This is a genomic window from Aureimonas sp. Leaf454 (assembly GCF_001424685.1).
In the GTDB taxonomy this organism is placed as follows: domain Bacteria; phylum Pseudomonadota; class Alphaproteobacteria; order Rhizobiales; family Rhizobiaceae; genus Plantimonas.
Genome location: NZ_LMQT01000021.1, coordinates 131,617 through 146,877 on the forward strand (window position 1 = coordinate 131,617; position 15,261 = coordinate 146,877).

Annotated in this window: 14 protein-coding genes; 9 read left to right on the forward strand and 5 right to left on the reverse strand. The window is 67.6% G+C overall.

Annotated features, from left to right (window positions below; all coding sequences use genetic code 11):
- Window positions 1–20 precede the first annotated feature (20 nt).
- Together ASG43_RS15930 and uvsE are read left to right on the forward strand one after the other, a co-directional pair.
- Entirely contained in the window at window positions 21–1,097 is a 1,077-nt protein-coding gene (locus ASG43_RS15930; RefSeq protein WP_056507121.1) for a DHH family phosphoesterase, read from the forward strand.
- A complete protein-coding gene (gene uvsE, locus ASG43_RS15935; protein ID WP_056507124.1) occupies window positions 1,097–2,143 on the forward strand; it encodes a UV DNA damage repair endonuclease UvsE in 1,047 nt (348 codons plus the stop codon). The genes ASG43_RS15930 and uvsE overlap by 1 nt, the downstream gene beginning before the upstream one ends.
- A gap of 47 nt (window positions 2,144–2,190) precedes the next feature.
- Here the strand turns inward: uvsE and ASG43_RS15940 are convergent, their stop codons facing one another.
- The 3 genes from ASG43_RS15940 to ASG43_RS15950 all read right to left on the reverse strand — a co-directional run bounded on the left by ASG43_RS15940 (window position 2,191) and on the right by ASG43_RS15950 (window position 4,836).
- Complete coding sequence (locus tag ASG43_RS15940) at window positions 2,191–3,417, reverse strand: cytochrome b/b6 domain-containing protein (protein ID WP_082490975.1); 1,227 nt, start codon at window positions 3,415–3,417, stop codon at window positions 2,191–2,193.
- 91 nt (window positions 3,418–3,508) lie between these two features.
- The gene (locus ASG43_RS15945; RefSeq protein WP_056507129.1) at window positions 3,509–4,108 is read right to left on the reverse strand and encodes a YceI family protein; all 600 of its coding nucleotides are present in this window, start codon (window positions 4,106–4,108) and stop codon (window positions 3,509–3,511) included.
- Between the two features lie 185 nt (window positions 4,109–4,293).
- Complete coding sequence (locus ASG43_RS15950) at window positions 4,294–4,836, reverse strand: hypothetical protein (protein ID WP_156386735.1); 543 nt, start codon at window positions 4,834–4,836, stop codon at window positions 4,294–4,296.
- Window positions 4,837–5,717: 881 nt separating this feature from the next.
- Between ASG43_RS15950 and ASG43_RS15955 the strand changes: the two genes are divergently transcribed.
- The 4 genes from ASG43_RS15955 to ASG43_RS15970 all read left to right on the forward strand — a co-directional run bounded on the left by ASG43_RS15955 (window position 5,718) and on the right by ASG43_RS15970 (window position 9,792).
- Window positions 5,718–7,340 carry an alpha-amylase family protein gene (locus tag ASG43_RS15955; protein WP_056507135.1) on the forward strand — a complete coding sequence of 541 codons (1,623 nt, stop codon included), beginning with the start codon at window positions 5,718–5,720 and terminating at the stop codon, window positions 7,338–7,340.
- Between the two features lie 152 nt (window positions 7,341–7,492).
- Window positions 7,493–8,254: an amino acid ABC transporter substrate-binding protein gene (locus ASG43_RS15960; protein WP_056507138.1), complete on the forward strand. Its 762-nt coding sequence runs from the start codon at window positions 7,493–7,495 to the stop codon at window positions 8,252–8,254.
- Between the two features lie 102 nt (window positions 8,255–8,356).
- Window positions 8,357–9,037 (forward strand): ABC transporter permease subunit, encoded by a 681-nt coding sequence (locus ASG43_RS15965; protein WP_156386736.1) that lies wholly within the window; start codon window positions 8,357–8,359, stop codon window positions 9,035–9,037.
- Complete coding sequence (locus ASG43_RS15970) at window positions 9,034–9,792, forward strand: amino acid ABC transporter ATP-binding protein (RefSeq protein ID WP_056507145.1); 759 nt, start codon at window positions 9,034–9,036, stop codon at window positions 9,790–9,792. The genes ASG43_RS15965 and ASG43_RS15970 overlap by 4 nt, the downstream gene beginning before the upstream one ends.
- A gap of 41 nt (window positions 9,793–9,833) precedes the next feature.
- On the opposite strand, the gene ASG43_RS15975 is transcribed toward ASG43_RS15970, so the two are convergent.
- Window positions 9,834–12,149 (reverse strand): Tex family protein, encoded by a 2,316-nt coding sequence (locus ASG43_RS15975; protein WP_056507148.1) that lies wholly within the window; start codon window positions 12,147–12,149, stop codon window positions 9,834–9,836.
- Between the two features lie 177 nt (window positions 12,150–12,326).
- Here ASG43_RS15975 and ASG43_RS15980 point away from each other — a divergent pair, with 177 nt between their 5' ends.
- Entirely contained in the window at window positions 12,327–12,902 is a 576-nt protein-coding gene (locus ASG43_RS15980) for a DUF1349 domain-containing protein (protein ID WP_056507151.1), read from the forward strand.
- 118 nt (window positions 12,903–13,020) lie between these two features.
- Window positions 13,021–13,302, forward strand: coding sequence for an SWIB/MDM2 domain-containing protein (locus tag ASG43_RS15985; protein ID WP_056507154.1), 282 nt, complete (start codon window positions 13,021–13,023; stop codon window positions 13,300–13,302).
- Between the two features lie 66 nt (window positions 13,303–13,368).
- On the opposite strand, the gene ASG43_RS15990 is transcribed toward ASG43_RS15985, so the two are convergent.
- A complete protein-coding gene (locus ASG43_RS15990) occupies window positions 13,369–13,569 on the reverse strand; it encodes a hypothetical protein (RefSeq protein ID WP_056507157.1) in 201 nt (66 codons plus the stop codon).
- Window positions 13,570–13,855: 286 nt separating this feature from the next.
- Here ASG43_RS15990 and ASG43_RS15995 point away from each other — a divergent pair, with 286 nt between their 5' ends.
- Window positions 13,856–15,160: an adenylate/guanylate cyclase domain-containing protein gene (locus ASG43_RS15995; protein WP_056507161.1), complete on the forward strand. Its 1,305-nt coding sequence runs from the start codon at window positions 13,856–13,858 to the stop codon at window positions 15,158–15,160.
- Window positions 15,161–15,261 lie beyond the last annotated feature (101 nt).

Below are 15,261 nucleotides of genomic sequence, written 5' to 3' on the forward strand. Positions count from 1 at the left end.
GTCTGAGGAGGCTTGGCGCAATGAATGGACGACAATCCCCGGCGATCTTTCCCGAAGCGGTCCGGATCCTCGGTCCTCGCCCGCTGCTCGTCTGCCACAACGACGCGGACGGTCTGTCCGCCGGGGTCATCCTTCTGAAGACCCTGCAGCGTCGAAGCGTCGAGCCGATCTTGCGCATCGTCGGCAAGGGTGAGAACGCCTATTCCCGTGATTTCTCAGCCGAGGTCCGGCACCGCGTGGCGGTCGAAGGGATCACCGGCCTCCTCATCACCGATCTCGGCGTCTCCTCGGATCTGCCGATGCCGGGACTGCCGACGATTCTCGTCGACCATCACGTCCCGACCGGCATCCCGCAGGACGCGACCGTGATCACCGGGATCGACGACGTGCCCATTCCGACCTCCAGCCTTCTCGCCCATCGCGCCGCCGCCGCCTGCGGCCCGGCCGGGGATCTTCTGTGGCTCGCCGCGATCGGCATCATCGGCGACATGGCCGAGGACGCGGGCTTCGCCGAGATGGCGGCGGCGCGGGCCGGCTCCGGCATCACGGCGCTCCGCAAGGCCGCCTCGCTCGTCAACGCGCCGAGACGCTCGTCGAGCGCAGACGCATCGCCGGCCTTTGCCCTTCTCGCAAAGGCGGATGGGCCGAAGGCGGTCCTGTCCGGCGCGCATCCGGAGACGGCGCTTCTCCTCGCCGCACGGGCGGAGGTCAAGGCCGAGCTGGACGCGGCGAGACAGGCCGCGCCCCGGATCGTCGGACCCGTCGCGATGGTCAAGTTCCACTCGCCCTGCCAGGTCCACCCGCTGATCGCGCAGGCCTGGAGCCGCCGCCTGAAGGTGCCGATCGCGATGGCGGCCAACAGCGGCTACCGGCCGGGCTGGGTGCATTTCGCCGCACGCGCCGGTGGGGCCGGCGGCGAGGTCGACATCCCGGCCTTCCTCGCCGGGGTCCGTCCGCCCGGAGCAGACGAGCAGTACGGCAAGGGCCACAAGGCCGCGTCCGGCGGGGCCTTGCGCATCGCCGATTGGAACATCTTCGTCCGGTCGCTCGGCTTCGGGCCGGAGATGGAAGAAACGGAAAGGGCGGAGGCCGCCTGATGACGACGATCTCCAAGCTCGGTTTTCCCGTCAAGGTCATGGCGCGGGACGACCTGAAGTCCAACGACGCGCGCCGGTCCGACAGCGATCCCCATCTCAAGGTCTCGCTCGGCTATATCGACGCGATACTCGACCATCTCGACCGCCACGACATCCGCATGTATCGCATGTCGTCCGATCTGGCTCCCTACGCGACCCATCCCGACATGCCGCGATTTCACGGCATGGTCGGCGAAAGCCGTGCCGAACTCGCGGCGATCGGCGCGAAGGCCGACCGGCTCGGCATCCGCCTGTCCTTCCATCCCTCGCAGTTCGTGGTGCTGAACAGTCCCGATCCCGAACTGGTGAAGAAGAGCATCTGGGATCTCGTCTCGCAGGCCGAGATGCTGGACCTGATGGGGCTCGGGCCGGAAGCGGTCATGGTCATCCATGTCGGCGGCACCTATGGCGACGTGCCGGCGAGCCGCGCGCGCTGGGTGGAGACCTGGAAGATCCTGCCCGAACCCGTCCGCCGCCGGCTCGTCCTCGAGCACGACGATCTCCGCTTCTCCGCCGCCGACGTCCTCTGGATCCACGAACACACGGGCGTCCGGCTGATCTTCGACCACCAGCATTTCTGGTGCCTCAATCCCGAACGGGCCGACATGCGCCAGACGCTGGCCGCCATTCTGGCGACCTGGCCGCAGGGCCAGCAGCCGAAGGTCCACTTCTCCTCGCCGCGCACCGAGCTTCGCGAGCAGGTGAAGGTCGACAAGACGACGCGAAAGAAGACCGTCCGCCACGTGGCGCCGGTCTTCACCGGCCATGCCGATTTCTGCAATCCGTTCGAATTCGCGACCTTCATGCGCATCGCCGAGGGTCTCGATTTCGACGTCATGCTGGAGGCCAAGGCCAAGGACCTCGCGCTCCTGCGCCTGCGCCCGGACCTCCTGCGCTATGCGCCCGACGTCGCGGAGCGCTTCGGCCTTGCGGCATCGCAAGCGGTTGCGCTGGAAGCGCAAGAGGACGACGTCCTCGTTGAGGAAGAGGTGGCCGGCGGCGCATGAGCCCGGCGTGACGCCATCGAGCCCGGCTGAAATCTCGGGGGTCCCGTCTACGTCCGCTTCGCTTTCAGAGCGAAACTCACTCGCACTTCCGGCGCCAGCCACTCGCCCTTGGAATCGTTCGCCACGCCGAGCCCGAAGGCGAGCCGGTCGATCGACGCCGTGCCGGCAACCGTCGCGACGCCTGCGGCCTCGTCATAGGTGAACGGAACGGTGATCGGCGCCTCGATCGTTTTGATCGTCAACGTGCCCGTGCCGAGGAAGCCCGTCTCTGTTTTGGCAAAGGACGTGAGCCGGAGGGTCGCGCGCGGGAAGGCCGCCGTGTCGAGGCCATCCGCGCCGGCAAGGTTCGAGCGGATGAAGGCGTCGTCGATCGAGACGGACGCCGTCTCCACCAGGATCTCGGCCTTGGCCCCCGCGAGGTCGGCGGGATCGAAGACGATGGCCGCGTTCCAGTTGCCGATGCCGCCCGTCACGGACTTGCCGGAGAAGGTGACGCTGTAGCCGAGCGTCGAGGCGGCGGGGTCGATCGTCCATCCCGTCGCGGTCGCACTCCGTTCGAGCGTCCCGGTCTCGGCGTTCGCCGGAGCCGCCCCGTCGCGGGCGATCAGCACGCCGCCGCCGAGAAAGACAGCGACGGCCGCCGCCGCGATCGGGATGGCGACGAGGGACGCGGACTGGCGGGGGAGACGGCCGATCGGCAACATCCGGGAGAAGGACGGCGCGCGATCGATGACGGAATGCTTCAGCGCGCCCGCCACGTGAAGGCCGATGAGGACGACGAAGGAATAGGCGAGCCAGATATGCGCGGTTTCCGCGACCTCGTCCCCGCCCGCGCCGCTCAGGAACGCGGGAAGCGGCAGGTTCGGCCAGGGAAGGCTCTCCCGCAGCATCAGAAGCGTCGGGATCTGCGTCGGTGACGCCGAGACGAGAATCCAGCCGGACAGGGGAACGAGAAGCATCAGAATGTAGAAGAGCGCGTGCACGAGGCTGGCGAGCATGCGTTCGTGAGCCGGCATGGGCGCGCCTGGAGGCGGCGGGTTGAGAACCCGCCAGGCGATCCGGGCCAAGGTCAGCGCGAGCACCGAAATGCCGACCGTCTTGTGCCACTGGAAGACGGCGAAGCGCAGGGCGTCGGGCATCACGTCGAGGCGGCTCATCGAGAAGCCGACGACGAGCTGGAAGAGGATCGCCAATGCGATGGCCCAGTGCAGCACCATCGCGCCGGCATGGTAGCCCTCGACTCGATCATGCCCGGCAGTCGACATGGACGTCATCGATCCGCTTCCCTCTGGAGGCTGTTATGGCGCATTGCAGACGGCCGGCATCGCACCGGCCGCCTCTCCGCGGCGTGTCGAAGGCGTTGGATTACTGAGCGACGAATTCGGTCTCGATCGTGACGAGAACGTCGTCGCCGATCGGGCCGACCAGCGTCGCGACGCCGAACTCGGAGCGCTTGATCGTACCGGTCGCGGAGAAACCGACCGTCGGCTTCTTGCTCATCGGATGCGGGTTGAGCGCGGCGTTCAGCTTGACGTCGAGCGTGACGGGCTTGGTCACGCCGTGGAAGGTCAGGTCGCCCGTCACCGTGCCAGTGTCCGCGCCCGTCGTCTTGATCTCGGTGGATTCGAACGTGATCGTGTCGAACTTCGCGGCGTCGAAGAACATGTCGCTCGCGATCTCGGCGTTGAAATCCTTGCCGGCGGCGCCGTCATTGGTGTCGACCGACTTCGGGTCGATCGTCGCCGAGAGCTTCGACTTCGTCGGGTCGGAAGGGTCGAGCACGAGCGTCGCGTCGATCCCGTCGAACCGGCCGATATAGTTGGAAAGGCCGAAATGCTTGACCGACCAGAGAACGTTGGTGTGCGCCTTGTCGGCGGCATAGGTCCCGGCGGGAACGTCGATCGACTGCGCCTGCGCGAGGGCGGCGGAGGCGAGGAGAAGGGCGGCGGAAAGTTTCAGGCGCATGGATCGTCTCTCTCTTCCAGAACAGATTTCCGGGAGCAGGACGTAGGCGATTTTCGACCGCCGAGAAATGCCGGATGCTGCGACGCACTGTTCAACGACAACGCGATCGGAGGGGCTGGCGGGCGCGCTCCGATCCTGATCCCTCGGTGGGCGGCGTCCGGACGGGATCGGGCGCCGGGGATCCGTCAGGTCGTTTTCAGCGTCGCGAGCGACCCGACGATCGTGCCGCCGGATTCGGAGGCGGTGATCGACAGGATGTCGCCGATGCCCGGCGCACTCGAGCCGACCTTGATGCGGATGAGGTTGTCGGGCGTTGCGAGATAGGCTTCGCCGCCGTAGATCGACACGATCTGGTAGTCGGTCGCCGCCGCAACGCGGGAGACGATCTTCGAGACGGGAAGAGGCGGCAGCAGAGCGACGGCGACGGCTTCGCCGTTCTCCCCGATCGCGGTCGCTTCGCCCTCGGCGCCTGCCGCGGCCACGTCCTGCGCCAGTTCGTCCGCTTGCGCTTCGGGTGCATGCGCCACCGCGGCGTCGTCGGTCCATCCGATCATCGCAAGGGCCGTGGGCGCTGCGAAGTAGCCGCCGGCACCGAGAGCGCCCACGAGCGCGAGCGCGACGGCGCTGCCGATGACGATCGTCTTGCGGGAGCGCCGGCGCGCTGGAACGGCCCCGATCTCGGCGCCCTCGGAGGCTGCCGCAGCATCGACCTCAGGGGATTTCGCCACTTCCGCCGTCTTTGCCTTGACCGGTTTCGCCGTCTTCGCCATCTCGTCGCCCCGCGTCGTTTCGCTGGAACGAGCTTGCCTGCAAGGGGTGCGAGGCCGCTGAAAACAAAGCGGCGCATTTTAAGCGTCTGCGGATTTGCGGCCCAAACGCAGCGACCTTGCCGATCGGGGAGCGTGCCGAGCCTCGGCTGCGCCGTTGCGGCGGCACGCCGATCGAAAGGCGACAGCCGATCGGACGAGGGCTGTCGATCTCGAGACGCCCGCGACATGGATCCCAAGACGCCCGCGATGGTCGTTCGACGGCGAAAGCCCGCCGATCTCGCAAAGGCCCGCCGATCTCGGGAAACCGGTAGGGGCGCCATCCTGCCGGTGAAACGCCGCCGCCCAGCCCGATGAGCACGGCATCGAACCATCAGGTCCGCTCGTTGCGAGAGGGTCCGCTCGTTGCGAGAGGGACGGTCGAAGGGACCCGCTTTTCACCGCACACGCGTGTCGTGTCGCGGTTCACGCGCGTCGCGCCGTCCACAAACGACAACGCCCGCCGGGGGAGGACCGGCGGGCGTCGTGTCATTGCCCAGCGGCTGGGAGGAGGATGCCGCGGACGATCCGCTTCGGCCGTTGGGAGGAGGATGGCCGATGCGAAACTTTGAAACTCTGTGGCGCTCTTCAGTGCCGACAATCCAAAAATAATCGATGGGCTCAAAAGTTCCAGCGCATTCATCGCATAGCAGCATTGCAGAAAAGCTGAGGCCAACGGACAGGCTCGCGCAAGATGCCGTGTTTTCGTCGGCGGCGGGCACCGGTGATCGCGGGCCCCGCTATCGCCTCCGAAGATGAGAAGCCTACCTGCCAAGGTCCGGTCTCCGCTCGGATGGGAAGCGATGCTCAATCTCTGGTACAAGAACGCCGTCATCTACTGCGTCGACGTCGACGCCTTCAAGGACTCCGACGGCGACGGCATCGGGGATTTTCGCGGCCTGACGGACAGTCTCGATCACATCGAGGCGCTCGGCGCGACCTGCATCTGGCTGCTGCCCTTCTACCCCACGCCCGACCGGGACAACGGCTACGACATTGCCGACTATTACAATGTCGATCCGCGCTATGGGTCGCTGGGCGATTTCGTGGAGTTCATGCGCGCGGCGCGCGACCGCGGGCTTCGCGTGATCGTCGACCTCGTCGTCAACCACACCTCGATCGACCATCCCTGGTTCCAGGCGAGCCGGAGCGACAAGGCCTCGAAATACCGCGACTGGTACGTCTGGTCGAAGAAGAAGCCGGCGGATGCGCAGGAGGGGGTGATCTTCCCCGGGGTCCAGAAGACCACCTGGACCTTCGACGCCAAGCGCCGGGAATACTATTTCCATCGCTTCTACGACCACCAGGCCGACCTCAACATCGCCCATCCCGAGGTGCGCGAGGAGATCGAGCGGATCATGGGCTTCTGGCTCGAGCTCGGCGTGTCCGGCTTTCGCATCGACGCCGCGCCCTTCATCCTGGAAGACCTGGAACAGATCGGCGACGGGCGCGATCCCCATGCTTATCTTGCGCAGATGCAGAGCTTCCTTTCCTGGCGAAAGGCCGAGGCCATGCTGCTCGCCGAAGCCAATATCACGATGGACGAGGCCGACGAATATTTCGGCAGCGGCGACCGGCTGCATGTCATCTTCAACTTTCCCCTGAATCAGAAGCTCTTCCTGGCGCTCGCGCGCGGCAAGGCCGAGCCCGTCCGCGCGGCGCTGAAGGGCCTGCCGGCCATTCCCGACATCGGCCAGTGGGCGACCTTCCTGCGCAATCACGACGAGATCGATCTCGGGCGTCTGGCCGACGAGGAGCGCGCGGAGGTCTTCGCCGCCTTCGGCCCGGAGAAGAGCATGCAGCTCTACGAGCGCGGCATCCGCCGCCGGCTCGCCCCGATGCTCGGCGGCGACGAGCGGCGGATCGCCATGGCCTTCTCTCTCATGCTCTCGCTGCCGGGAACGCCGGTGATCTGGTACGGCGACGAGATCGGCATGGGCGACAACATGGATCTTCCCGAGCGCCATCCCGTGCGCACGCCGATGCAGTGGAGCGCCGCCGGGAACGGCGGCTTCTCCGAGGCTGCACCGGAGACCTGGGTCCGCGCGCCCGTGCTGGAGGGTCCCTTCGCCCATGAATTCGTCAATGCCGAGCGCCAGCAGACCGACGAGACCTCGCTGCTCTCCACCCTGCAGCGGCTGATCCGCGTGCGCCGGGCCTGCCGCGAGATCGGCTGGGGCGAGCTGGAGGTGGTGGACGTCGAGAGCGATGCCGTCGTCGCGCTCATATCGACATGGCGCGGCGGCGACGTGCTCACCCTCCACAACCTCTCAGACGCGCCGGTCGCCTTCGATGTCGGCCGGGTTCTCGGGTCGCGCCGCGGTCGCTATCTCCTGCGCCAGGATGCGCACGCCATGGCCGATGCCGACGGCAACTGCATCCTGCGGCTCGCCGCCTACGGTTTCGAATGGCTGCGGCTGGAGTAGAAGGCCGGCGCATCGTCAGGCCGAGATATCGAAACGGGTACATTCATCTCCCGCAACAAAAGCTCTCGCAATTCCATTCCTTGAGACCCCGGGTCGAGGCTCGCCATATGGAGGCGACCGCACCGAACACGATTTTATCTGGAAAGATCTCGATGAAACGCCTTCTCGCCGCCGCCGCGATCCTCGCCTCGCTGACCGGCCTTGCCACCGCCGGCAGCCTATCCGACATCCAGTCCGCCAAAGCCCTGCGCATCGGGACGGAGGGCACCTACGCGCCCTTCACCTATCACGACGCGTCCGGCGCGCTCGTCGGCTTCGACGTCGAGATCGGCCGCGAGGTCGCCAAGCGCCTCGGCGTCGAGGCGGTCTTCGTGGAGGGCAAATGGGACGGGTTGATCGCCGGCCTCGCCTCGAACCGCTACGACGCCGTCATCAACCAGGTCGGCATCACCGAGGAGCGCAAGGCCCGCTTCGACTTCTCCAAGCCCTACATCGTCTCGAGGGCCGTCCTCATCGTCAAGGAGGGGAATGCCGAGATCAAGTCCTTCGCCGATCTGAAGGGCAAGCGCGCCGCGCAGTCGCTGACCTCGAACTACGGCAAGATCGCGGAAGAGGCGGGCGCCTCCCTGGTCGGCACGGAGGGCTTCGACCAGTCGATCCAGCTCGTCATCACCGGCCGCGCGGACGGAACGATCAACGACAATCTCTCCTTCCTCGACTTCAAGAAGCAGAAGCCCGACGCGCCGGTCGCCGTCGTCGCCTCGCAGGAGGATGCGAGCGCCTCCGGCATCATCGTCCAGCAGGGCAATCCCGAACTCGTCGCCGCCATCGACAAGGCGCTGGACGAGATCCGCGCGGACGGCACCTACGAGACGATCTCGCAGAAGTACTTCGGCGCCGACGTCTCGCGCTGAAACCCGTCTCCCGGACCGGGATCTTCCGAACCCCGTCGTCTCCCCTATCCTTGGAGGGAGAGGGCGGGGTTTGCCGCTTCAACCTGACCGGATCGGATCGACGTGTCGCCCACGCTCCAACTGATGCTCGACTCGCTCTGGCCGCTTCTTCGGGCGGGGCTCGTCTTCACCGTGCCGCTGGCGATCCTGTCCTTCGCCTTCGGGCTGACGATCGGCTTTCTCGTCGCCGTGGTCCGGCTCTTCGCGCCGAGGCCCGTCGCGGCGGTCGCGCGCTTCTACGTCTGGTTCATCCGCGGCACGCCGCTCCTCGTCCAGCTCTTCGTCATCTTCTACGGCCTGCCGAGTCTCGGCATCCTGATCGACGCCTTTCCCGCCGCCCTCATCGGCTTTTCGTTGAGCGTCGGCGCCTACACGTCGGAAATCATCCGCGCGGCCCTGTCCTCCATCCCGAAGGGCCAGTGGGAGGCCGCCTATGCCATCGGCATGACGCGCCGACAGGCGATGGTGCGCACCGTCGTGCCCCAGGCGATCCGCGTCGCGGTCCCGCCTTTGTCGAACTCCTTCATCTCGCTGGTGAAAGACACCTCGCTTGCCGCCGCGATCACCGTGCCCGAGCTCTTCCAGCAGGCCCAGCGCATCGTCGCCACGACCTACGAGCCGCTGATCCTCTATGTCGAGGCGGCGCTTCTCTATCTCGCCTTCTCCTCCGTCCTCTCCACGCTGCAGAGCCGCCTGGAGAAGCGCTTCGCGACCTATGGCGGCTATCTGGAGGGCCGGACATGATCGGCCTCTTCGCCATCCACAAGCGCTTCGGCGAGAACACGGTCCTGCGCGGCGTGGACCTTTCGATCCGCGAAGGCCAGGTGACGGCGCTGATCGGGCCCTCCGGCAGCGGGAAGTCGACGCTGCTCCGCTGCGTGAACCTCCTCGAAATTCCCGAAAGCGGGCGGCTGGAACTGGACGGTCTGTCCGTCGCCTTCGATCCGAAGAAGCGCCTCGCGCAGAAGGACGTCCTCGCCGTGCGCCGCGCGACGGGCATGGTGTTCCAGAACTTCCAGCTCTTCCCCCACCGCACCGTCGTCGGAAACGTGGTGGAAGGTCTCGTCACCGTCCTGAAATGGCCGGCCGACAAGGCGCGGGCCCGCGCGATGGAGCTGTTGGAGGGCGTCGGCATGACGGAGAAGGCCGATGTCTATCCGTCCATGCTGTCCGGCGGCCAGCAGCAGCGCGTCGCCATCGCCCGTGCGCTCGCAGCCTCGCCGAAGCTCCTCCTCTGCGACGAGCCGACCTCCGCGCTCGACCCGGAGCTTGCCGCGGAGGTGGTCGAGGTGCTCGCCAAGCTCGCGCGCGAGGGCATGACCATGCTGATGGCGACCCACGACCTTCGCCTTGCCGGCCGCATCGCCCACCACGTCGCCTTCCTGCAGGGCGGCGAGATCGTCGAGGAGGGGCCGCCGGACGCGGTGTTCCGCAATCCGGTCGATCCGCGCACGCAGCGGTTCGTGCGGACACTCGCGGCAGGCGGGGAGGTTATCTGAGGGGCGCGCCTCGCGTCGGCCCCTTCCATCCAATCTGCCGCTTACCGCCGCTTCAGGGCCTCCGCCAGCGCCGCCCCGAGACTGCCGGCTTCCGCCGGCTTTGTCGCGGTCTCGTCCTTCGGGCGTCCCCGCACGGGGTCCGAAGCCCGCCCGCGCGATCCCGCGGCCTGCACCGCGCCGGGATCGATCTGCGTCTTCATCGACAGCGAGATGCGCTTGCGGGGAATGTCCACCTCCAGCACCCGGACCCGGACGACCTGACCGACGCGGACCTTCTCGTTCGGATCCTTTACGAACGTGTCCGAGATCTGGGAGACGTGGACGAGCCCGTCCTGGTGGACGCCGATGTCGACGAAGGCGCCGAAGGCCGCGACATTGGTCACCGTGCCCTCCAGCGACATGCCGGGCTTGAGGTCGGAGAGCTCGTTCACCCCGTCCGCGAAGGCCGCCGTGCGGAAGGCGGGACGCGGATCGCGGCCGGGCTTCTCCAGTTCGGCGATGATGTCGAGAACGGTCGGCAGGCCGAAGCCCTCGCCGACGAACCGCTCGGGCGAGACGGCCTTCAGGGCGGCCGGATCGCGCATCACGGAGGCCACGTCCCGGCCGACCGCCGCGACGATCTTGCGCGCCACCGGATAGGCTTCGGGATGGACGGCGGAGGCGTCGAGCGGCTCCGTGCCGCCGGAAATGCGCAGGAAGCCTGCGCATTGCTCGAAAGCCTTCGCCCCGAGCCGCGGCACGTCGAGGAGCTTGCGCCGCGTCTTGAACGGACCTTCCTTGTCGCGGTGGGCGACGATGGCGTTGGCGAGAGAGGGGCCGAGACCGGCGACGCGCGAGAGGAGCGCCGGCGAGGCGGTGTTGAGATCGACGCCGACCGCGTTCACCGCGTCCTCCACCACCGCATCGAGGGCCTTGGACAGGCGGTTCTGGTCGACGTCGTGCTGGTACTGCCCGACCCCGATCGCCTTCGGATCGACCTTGATCAGCTCCGACAGGGGATCCTGCAGACGCCGCGCGATCGACACCGCGCCGCGGATCGAGACGTCGACGTCCGGCATCTCGCGCGAGGCGAGTTCGGAGGCGGAGTAAACCGAGGCGCCGGCCTCGCTCACGACCGCCTTCACCGGCTTCTGGCCCGGCAGCGCTGCGATGACGGCGGAGGCCAGCTGCTCGGTCTCGCGGCTCGCCGTCCCGTTGCCGATCGCGACGAGCTCGACGCCGTGCTTCGCGATGAGGCCGGCAAGCGTCGAGGACGCGCCCTTCACGTCGTTGCGCGGCTGGAAGGGATAAACGGTTGCGCTGTCGACATGGCGGCCCGTCGCGTCGATCACCGCGACCTTGACCCCGGTGCGGATGCCGGGATCGAGGCCCATCGTCGCCTTGGCGCCGGCGGGGGCGGCGAGGAGGAGATCCTTGAGGTTGCGCGAGAAGACGCGGATCGCCTCGCCGTCCGCGCCCTCCTTCAGCGACGACATCATCTCCGAATTGAGGCTCGGCTTGAGCTTGGAGCGCCAGGCCCAGCGCACGACGCCCATCAGCCAGTCGTCGGCGGGCCGCCCGCCGGTGGCGGGGACGCGGGCGTGGCGCGCGACCATCGCCTCCACCGGCTTGACGGGCGAGGCGTCGTTGGCGTCGACCTCCACGTCGAGCGAGACGATGCCCTCCTTCTCCGCACGCAGCAGCGCGAGGACGCGGTGGCTCGGCGCTTTCGAAAAGGCTTCGCGATGGTCGAAATAGTCGGAGAACTTCGCGCCCTCCGTCTCCTTGCCGGGCACGACCTTGGCGCTGATCTCGGCTTTGGCGACGAGATGGCGGCGGATCTCACCGACGAGCGCGGGATTGTCGGCGAGGCCCTCGGCGAGAATGTCGCGCGCGCCTTCCAGGGCGGCCTTCGCATCGGGAACCTCGGCGGTGACGAAACCCGCGGCGAGCGCCTGCGGATCGACGGTCCTGTCGGACAGGATGCGCTCGGCCAGCGGCCCGAGGCCCCGCTCGCGGGCGGCGTCGGCGCGGTTGCGGCGCTTGGGGCGATAGGGGAGGTAGATGTCCTCCAGCTCGACGCGCGTCGTCGCGCCGAGGATCGCGGCGGACAGGCGATCGTCGAGCTTGCCTTGCTCGCGGATCGATTTCAGGACGGCCTGCCGGCGCGTGTCGAGGTCGCGCAGGTAGATAAGACGCGTTTCCAAAGCCCGGAGCTGCACGTCGTCGAGCCCGCCGGTCGCCTCCTTCCGGTAGCGTGCGATGAAGGGCACGGTCGCGCCGCCGTCGAGAAGCGCCACGGCCGCCGCGACCTGTTCCGGCCGCGCGGCGATCTCGCGGGCGATGATGGTCTCGATGCTCGGGCGCGTGGCGCTCATGGAGAGGTCCTTCGATCGTGTCGGTGGCCCTGTCTTGCACCGGGGCAAGGCAGGTCTGAGGCAGGGGGTAGGCCGTGTCCGCCCGCTCGACAAGGCGTCGTCGGCATCATCCGCCGTTGCACCGGGGCTGGGCTCGGCGCAGAACGGTCCGGTGCTTCGGGAAAAGGGGAGATCGCCATGCTCGACACCGGATTGTGGACCAACGAGCCCCGGCAATGGTCCCGGACGGATGGGCGGCTCGAGGTCGTGACCGACGAGAAGACCGACTTCTGGCGCCAGACGCATTACGGCTTCACCCGCGACAGCGGGCATTTCCTCGGTGTTTCCCGGCACGGCGACTTCACCGCGCAGCTGAGGATCCAGGCCCGATACGAGGCCCTTTATGATCAGGCCGGGCTGATGGTGCGCATCGATTCGGCGAACTGGATCAAGGCCGGTATCGAGCAGACGGATGGCATGGCCTGCCTCGGCAGTGTTCTCACGATCGGCGCCTCGGACTGGGCGACGGGCGCCTATGCCGGCGATCCCTCGGATGTCTGGTTGCGCGTCACGGTCGCGAACGGCGTTCTGCGCCTGCAGGCCTCCGGCGACGGCCGCAGCTGGCCGCTCGTGCGTCTTTGCCCGTTTCCCCGCGCCGAGCGCTACGAGGTCGGACCGATGTGCTGTACGCCGGAGCGCGGCGGGCTTACGGTGTCGTTCTCGAACTTCAGTCTCGGCGATCCCCGGGGGACGGACCTCCACGACCTCGGCTGAGGCGGCCCGTTCGGACGGCGTTCGCAGGCCAGCCACGGAAATCCGTCGCAGCCGCCGGAACGGCTCTGCCGCGCGCGTCTTTCCAATCGACATCCACGGATCAGTCGAGGAGACGGACATGGCAGGCAAGGAAAAGGTCGAGGCCGACACGGACGGCAAGGCGGACGCCGTGCACCAACTGGTCCAGCCTTCGGAGGTGCTGGCGCCGATCGTCGGCTCCGAGCCGATCGCGCGCGGAGAGGTCACGAGCCGTCTCTGGGACTACATCAAGAAGAACAAGCTGCAGAGCGAGGACGACGGCCGCGAGATCAACGCCGACGAAAAGCTCGAACCGCTTTTCGGCAAGAAGACGATCAGCATGTTCGAGATGACCAAGATCGTCTCGCAGCATCTGAAATGACGAAGCGCTCGCCGTGATCGGCGAGGTCGGACGAGGCGGCCCGCCGGAGGATTGCCTCGTCCGACGTCAGTGAAGGCGCCGCCGCGGGACGGCGTTCTTGGAGAAGCCCATCGTCATCCGGGCATCGTGGAAGAGCCCGCCGCCCTTCTTCTCGCCGGCCGCCATCTCGCAAAGTTCGAGAAGGTCGGAACAGCAGGCGAGCGCCAGCGCCTCCTCCTCGTCGAGGACCGACCGCGCGACCGCCTCGACGACTTCGCAATAGGTCATGACGATCTCTCCCGTTCGTAGTCGTTCTCTTCAAGTCCTTGTTGCATCGAGCGCTTTAGCCAAGCTGGAGCCGCGATGCCGCGGGCTTTCGGCTCTCCGGCGCCCCGATGGCCCCGGCCGTCATCTTGACGCCGCCCGCCTTCGTGGCGATCTGAGGGCCTGACGGAGCCGCCGCCAGGCGCTTCGTTCCATCCGTTGCGACCGGGCTTGGCTCGGGCGTTGACGGGCCTCGTCCGCAGCGGACGGGCAGCATGCGGCACGACGCGGGCGAGGGGGCTCGAAAGCCATGATGACAGGCCAAACACAGACGCTGGCGCCGCCCCGCGCCGGCACCGGGCACTGGCCCGCGCGCCGCACGGCCATTCTCGACTGGCTGATGCGCGAGACGAGCGGCGAGCGCTTCATCGACAATATCCTGGTGCAGCTCTGCGACAGGCTGGTGGCGGCGGGGCTGCCGCTCGCCCGCGCGACGCTCAACTTCCGCATCCAGCATCCCCAGTGGATGGGCGCGCGCATGCTCTGGCGCCCCGGTTTGGAGGAGGCCGAACTTCTCACCTTCGACCACGGCATCGTCGATCGGGCGGATTATCTCGACAGCCCGATCATCGCCATTCACCGCGGAACCGACCATATCCGCCACCGCTTCGACGACGCGCCGGCGGAGGAGCGGATCTATCCGATCTATGCCGACCTTCGCGGCGAGGGGATCACCGACTATGCGCTCTGGGCGCTCCAGCACACGCTGGACCGCCGTCATGTCGCGACCTTCGCCACCGACCGGGTGGGCGGCTTCGACGAGGACGACATCGCCTTCATCGCCGATCTGATGCCCGCGCTCGCGCTCGTCAGCGAGATCCGTTTGAAGAACCGCTTCGCGCGCACCCTTCTCGACACCTATGTCGGTCCCCACGCGAGCGCCGAGATCCTCGCCGGCGCGATCACGCGCGGCAGCGGCACGACGGTCGGCGCCGCGATCATGGTCTGCGATCTCCGCGACTTCACGGCGATTTCCGAACTGTGGCCGCGCGACGAGGTGATCGAGCTCCTGAACGGGTATTTCGACGCCATGTCCGATCCGATCGAGCGCCATGGCGGCGAGATCCTGAAATTCGTCGGCGACGGCCTGCTCGCGATCTTCCCGCTCGACCGCCCCAACGCGCCGAACGACCTTCTCCATGCGGTGGTGGAAGCGCGCGCCGAGATGGCGCGGCTGAACGAGGGCCATCTCGAACGCGGCCGCGCGCCGCTCGGCTACGGCATCGGCATCCATGTCGGCGACGTGATGTACGGCAATATCGGCTCGAAGAAGCGGCTCGACTTCACCGTCATCGGTCCCGCCGTCAACGTCGCTTCGCGGCTGGAAGCGCTGACCAAGTCCGTCGGCCGGCAGGTGCTGCTGTCGAAGACCTTCACCGAGCTGGCCGGCTGCGAGCGCTACCTCGAGAGTCTCGGCGCCTTTCCCGTGCGCGGCCTCGGCGAGCCGATCGAGGTCTTCGCCCTGTCGGACGACACGCCCGGCGAGATCTGCACGGCGACGGCGACGGCGACGGCGACGGCCACGGCAGGAGCGCGGACGCTGGTCGCGCCGTGATCCAAAGCCCGTCGCCGCTCGACGCGCCCGACGCTCTGCGGTAGACGGGCTCCTGCAGTCGGCGGGGAGGCGCCGGACGCATTCGGGATCGTCTCCGAGGA

Bases quoted from the DNA above. Each gene is read 5' to 3' on its own strand.
- ASG43_RS15930 (WP_056507121.1), top strand. From the start codon at position 21: ATGAATGGACGACAATCCCCGGCGATCTTTCCCGAAGCGGTCCGGATC.
- uvsE (WP_056507124.1), top strand. From the start codon at position 1,097: ATGACGACGATCTCCAAGCTCGGTTTTCCCGTCAAGGTCATGGCGCGG.
- ASG43_RS15940 (WP_082490975.1), bottom strand. From the start codon at position 3,417: ATGACGTCCATGTCGACTGCCGGGCATGATCGAGTCGAGGGCTACCAT.
- ASG43_RS15945 (WP_056507129.1), bottom strand. From the start codon at position 4,108: ATGCGCCTGAAACTTTCCGCCGCCCTTCTCCTCGCCTCCGCCGCCCTC.
- ASG43_RS15955 (WP_056507135.1), top strand. From the start codon at position 5,718: ATGCTCAATCTCTGGTACAAGAACGCCGTCATCTACTGCGTCGACGTC.
- ASG43_RS15960 (WP_056507138.1), top strand. From the start codon at position 7,493: ATGAAACGCCTTCTCGCCGCCGCCGCGATCCTCGCCTCGCTGACCGGC.
- ASG43_RS15970 (WP_056507145.1), top strand. From the start codon at position 9,034: ATGATCGGCCTCTTCGCCATCCACAAGCGCTTCGGCGAGAACACGGTC.
- ASG43_RS15975 (WP_056507148.1), bottom strand. From the start codon at position 12,149: ATGAGCGCCACGCGCCCGAGCATCGAGACCATCATCGCCCGCGAGATC.
- ASG43_RS15980 (WP_056507151.1), top strand. From the start codon at position 12,327: ATGCTCGACACCGGATTGTGGACCAACGAGCCCCGGCAATGGTCCCGG.
- ASG43_RS15985 (WP_056507154.1), top strand. From the start codon at position 13,021: ATGGCAGGCAAGGAAAAGGTCGAGGCCGACACGGACGGCAAGGCGGAC.
- ASG43_RS15990 (WP_056507157.1), bottom strand. From the start codon at position 13,569: ATGACCTATTGCGAAGTCGTCGAGGCGGTCGCGCGGTCGGTCCTCGAC.
- ASG43_RS15995 (WP_056507161.1), top strand. From the start codon at position 13,856: ATGATGACAGGCCAAACACAGACGCTGGCGCCGCCCCGCGCCGGCACC.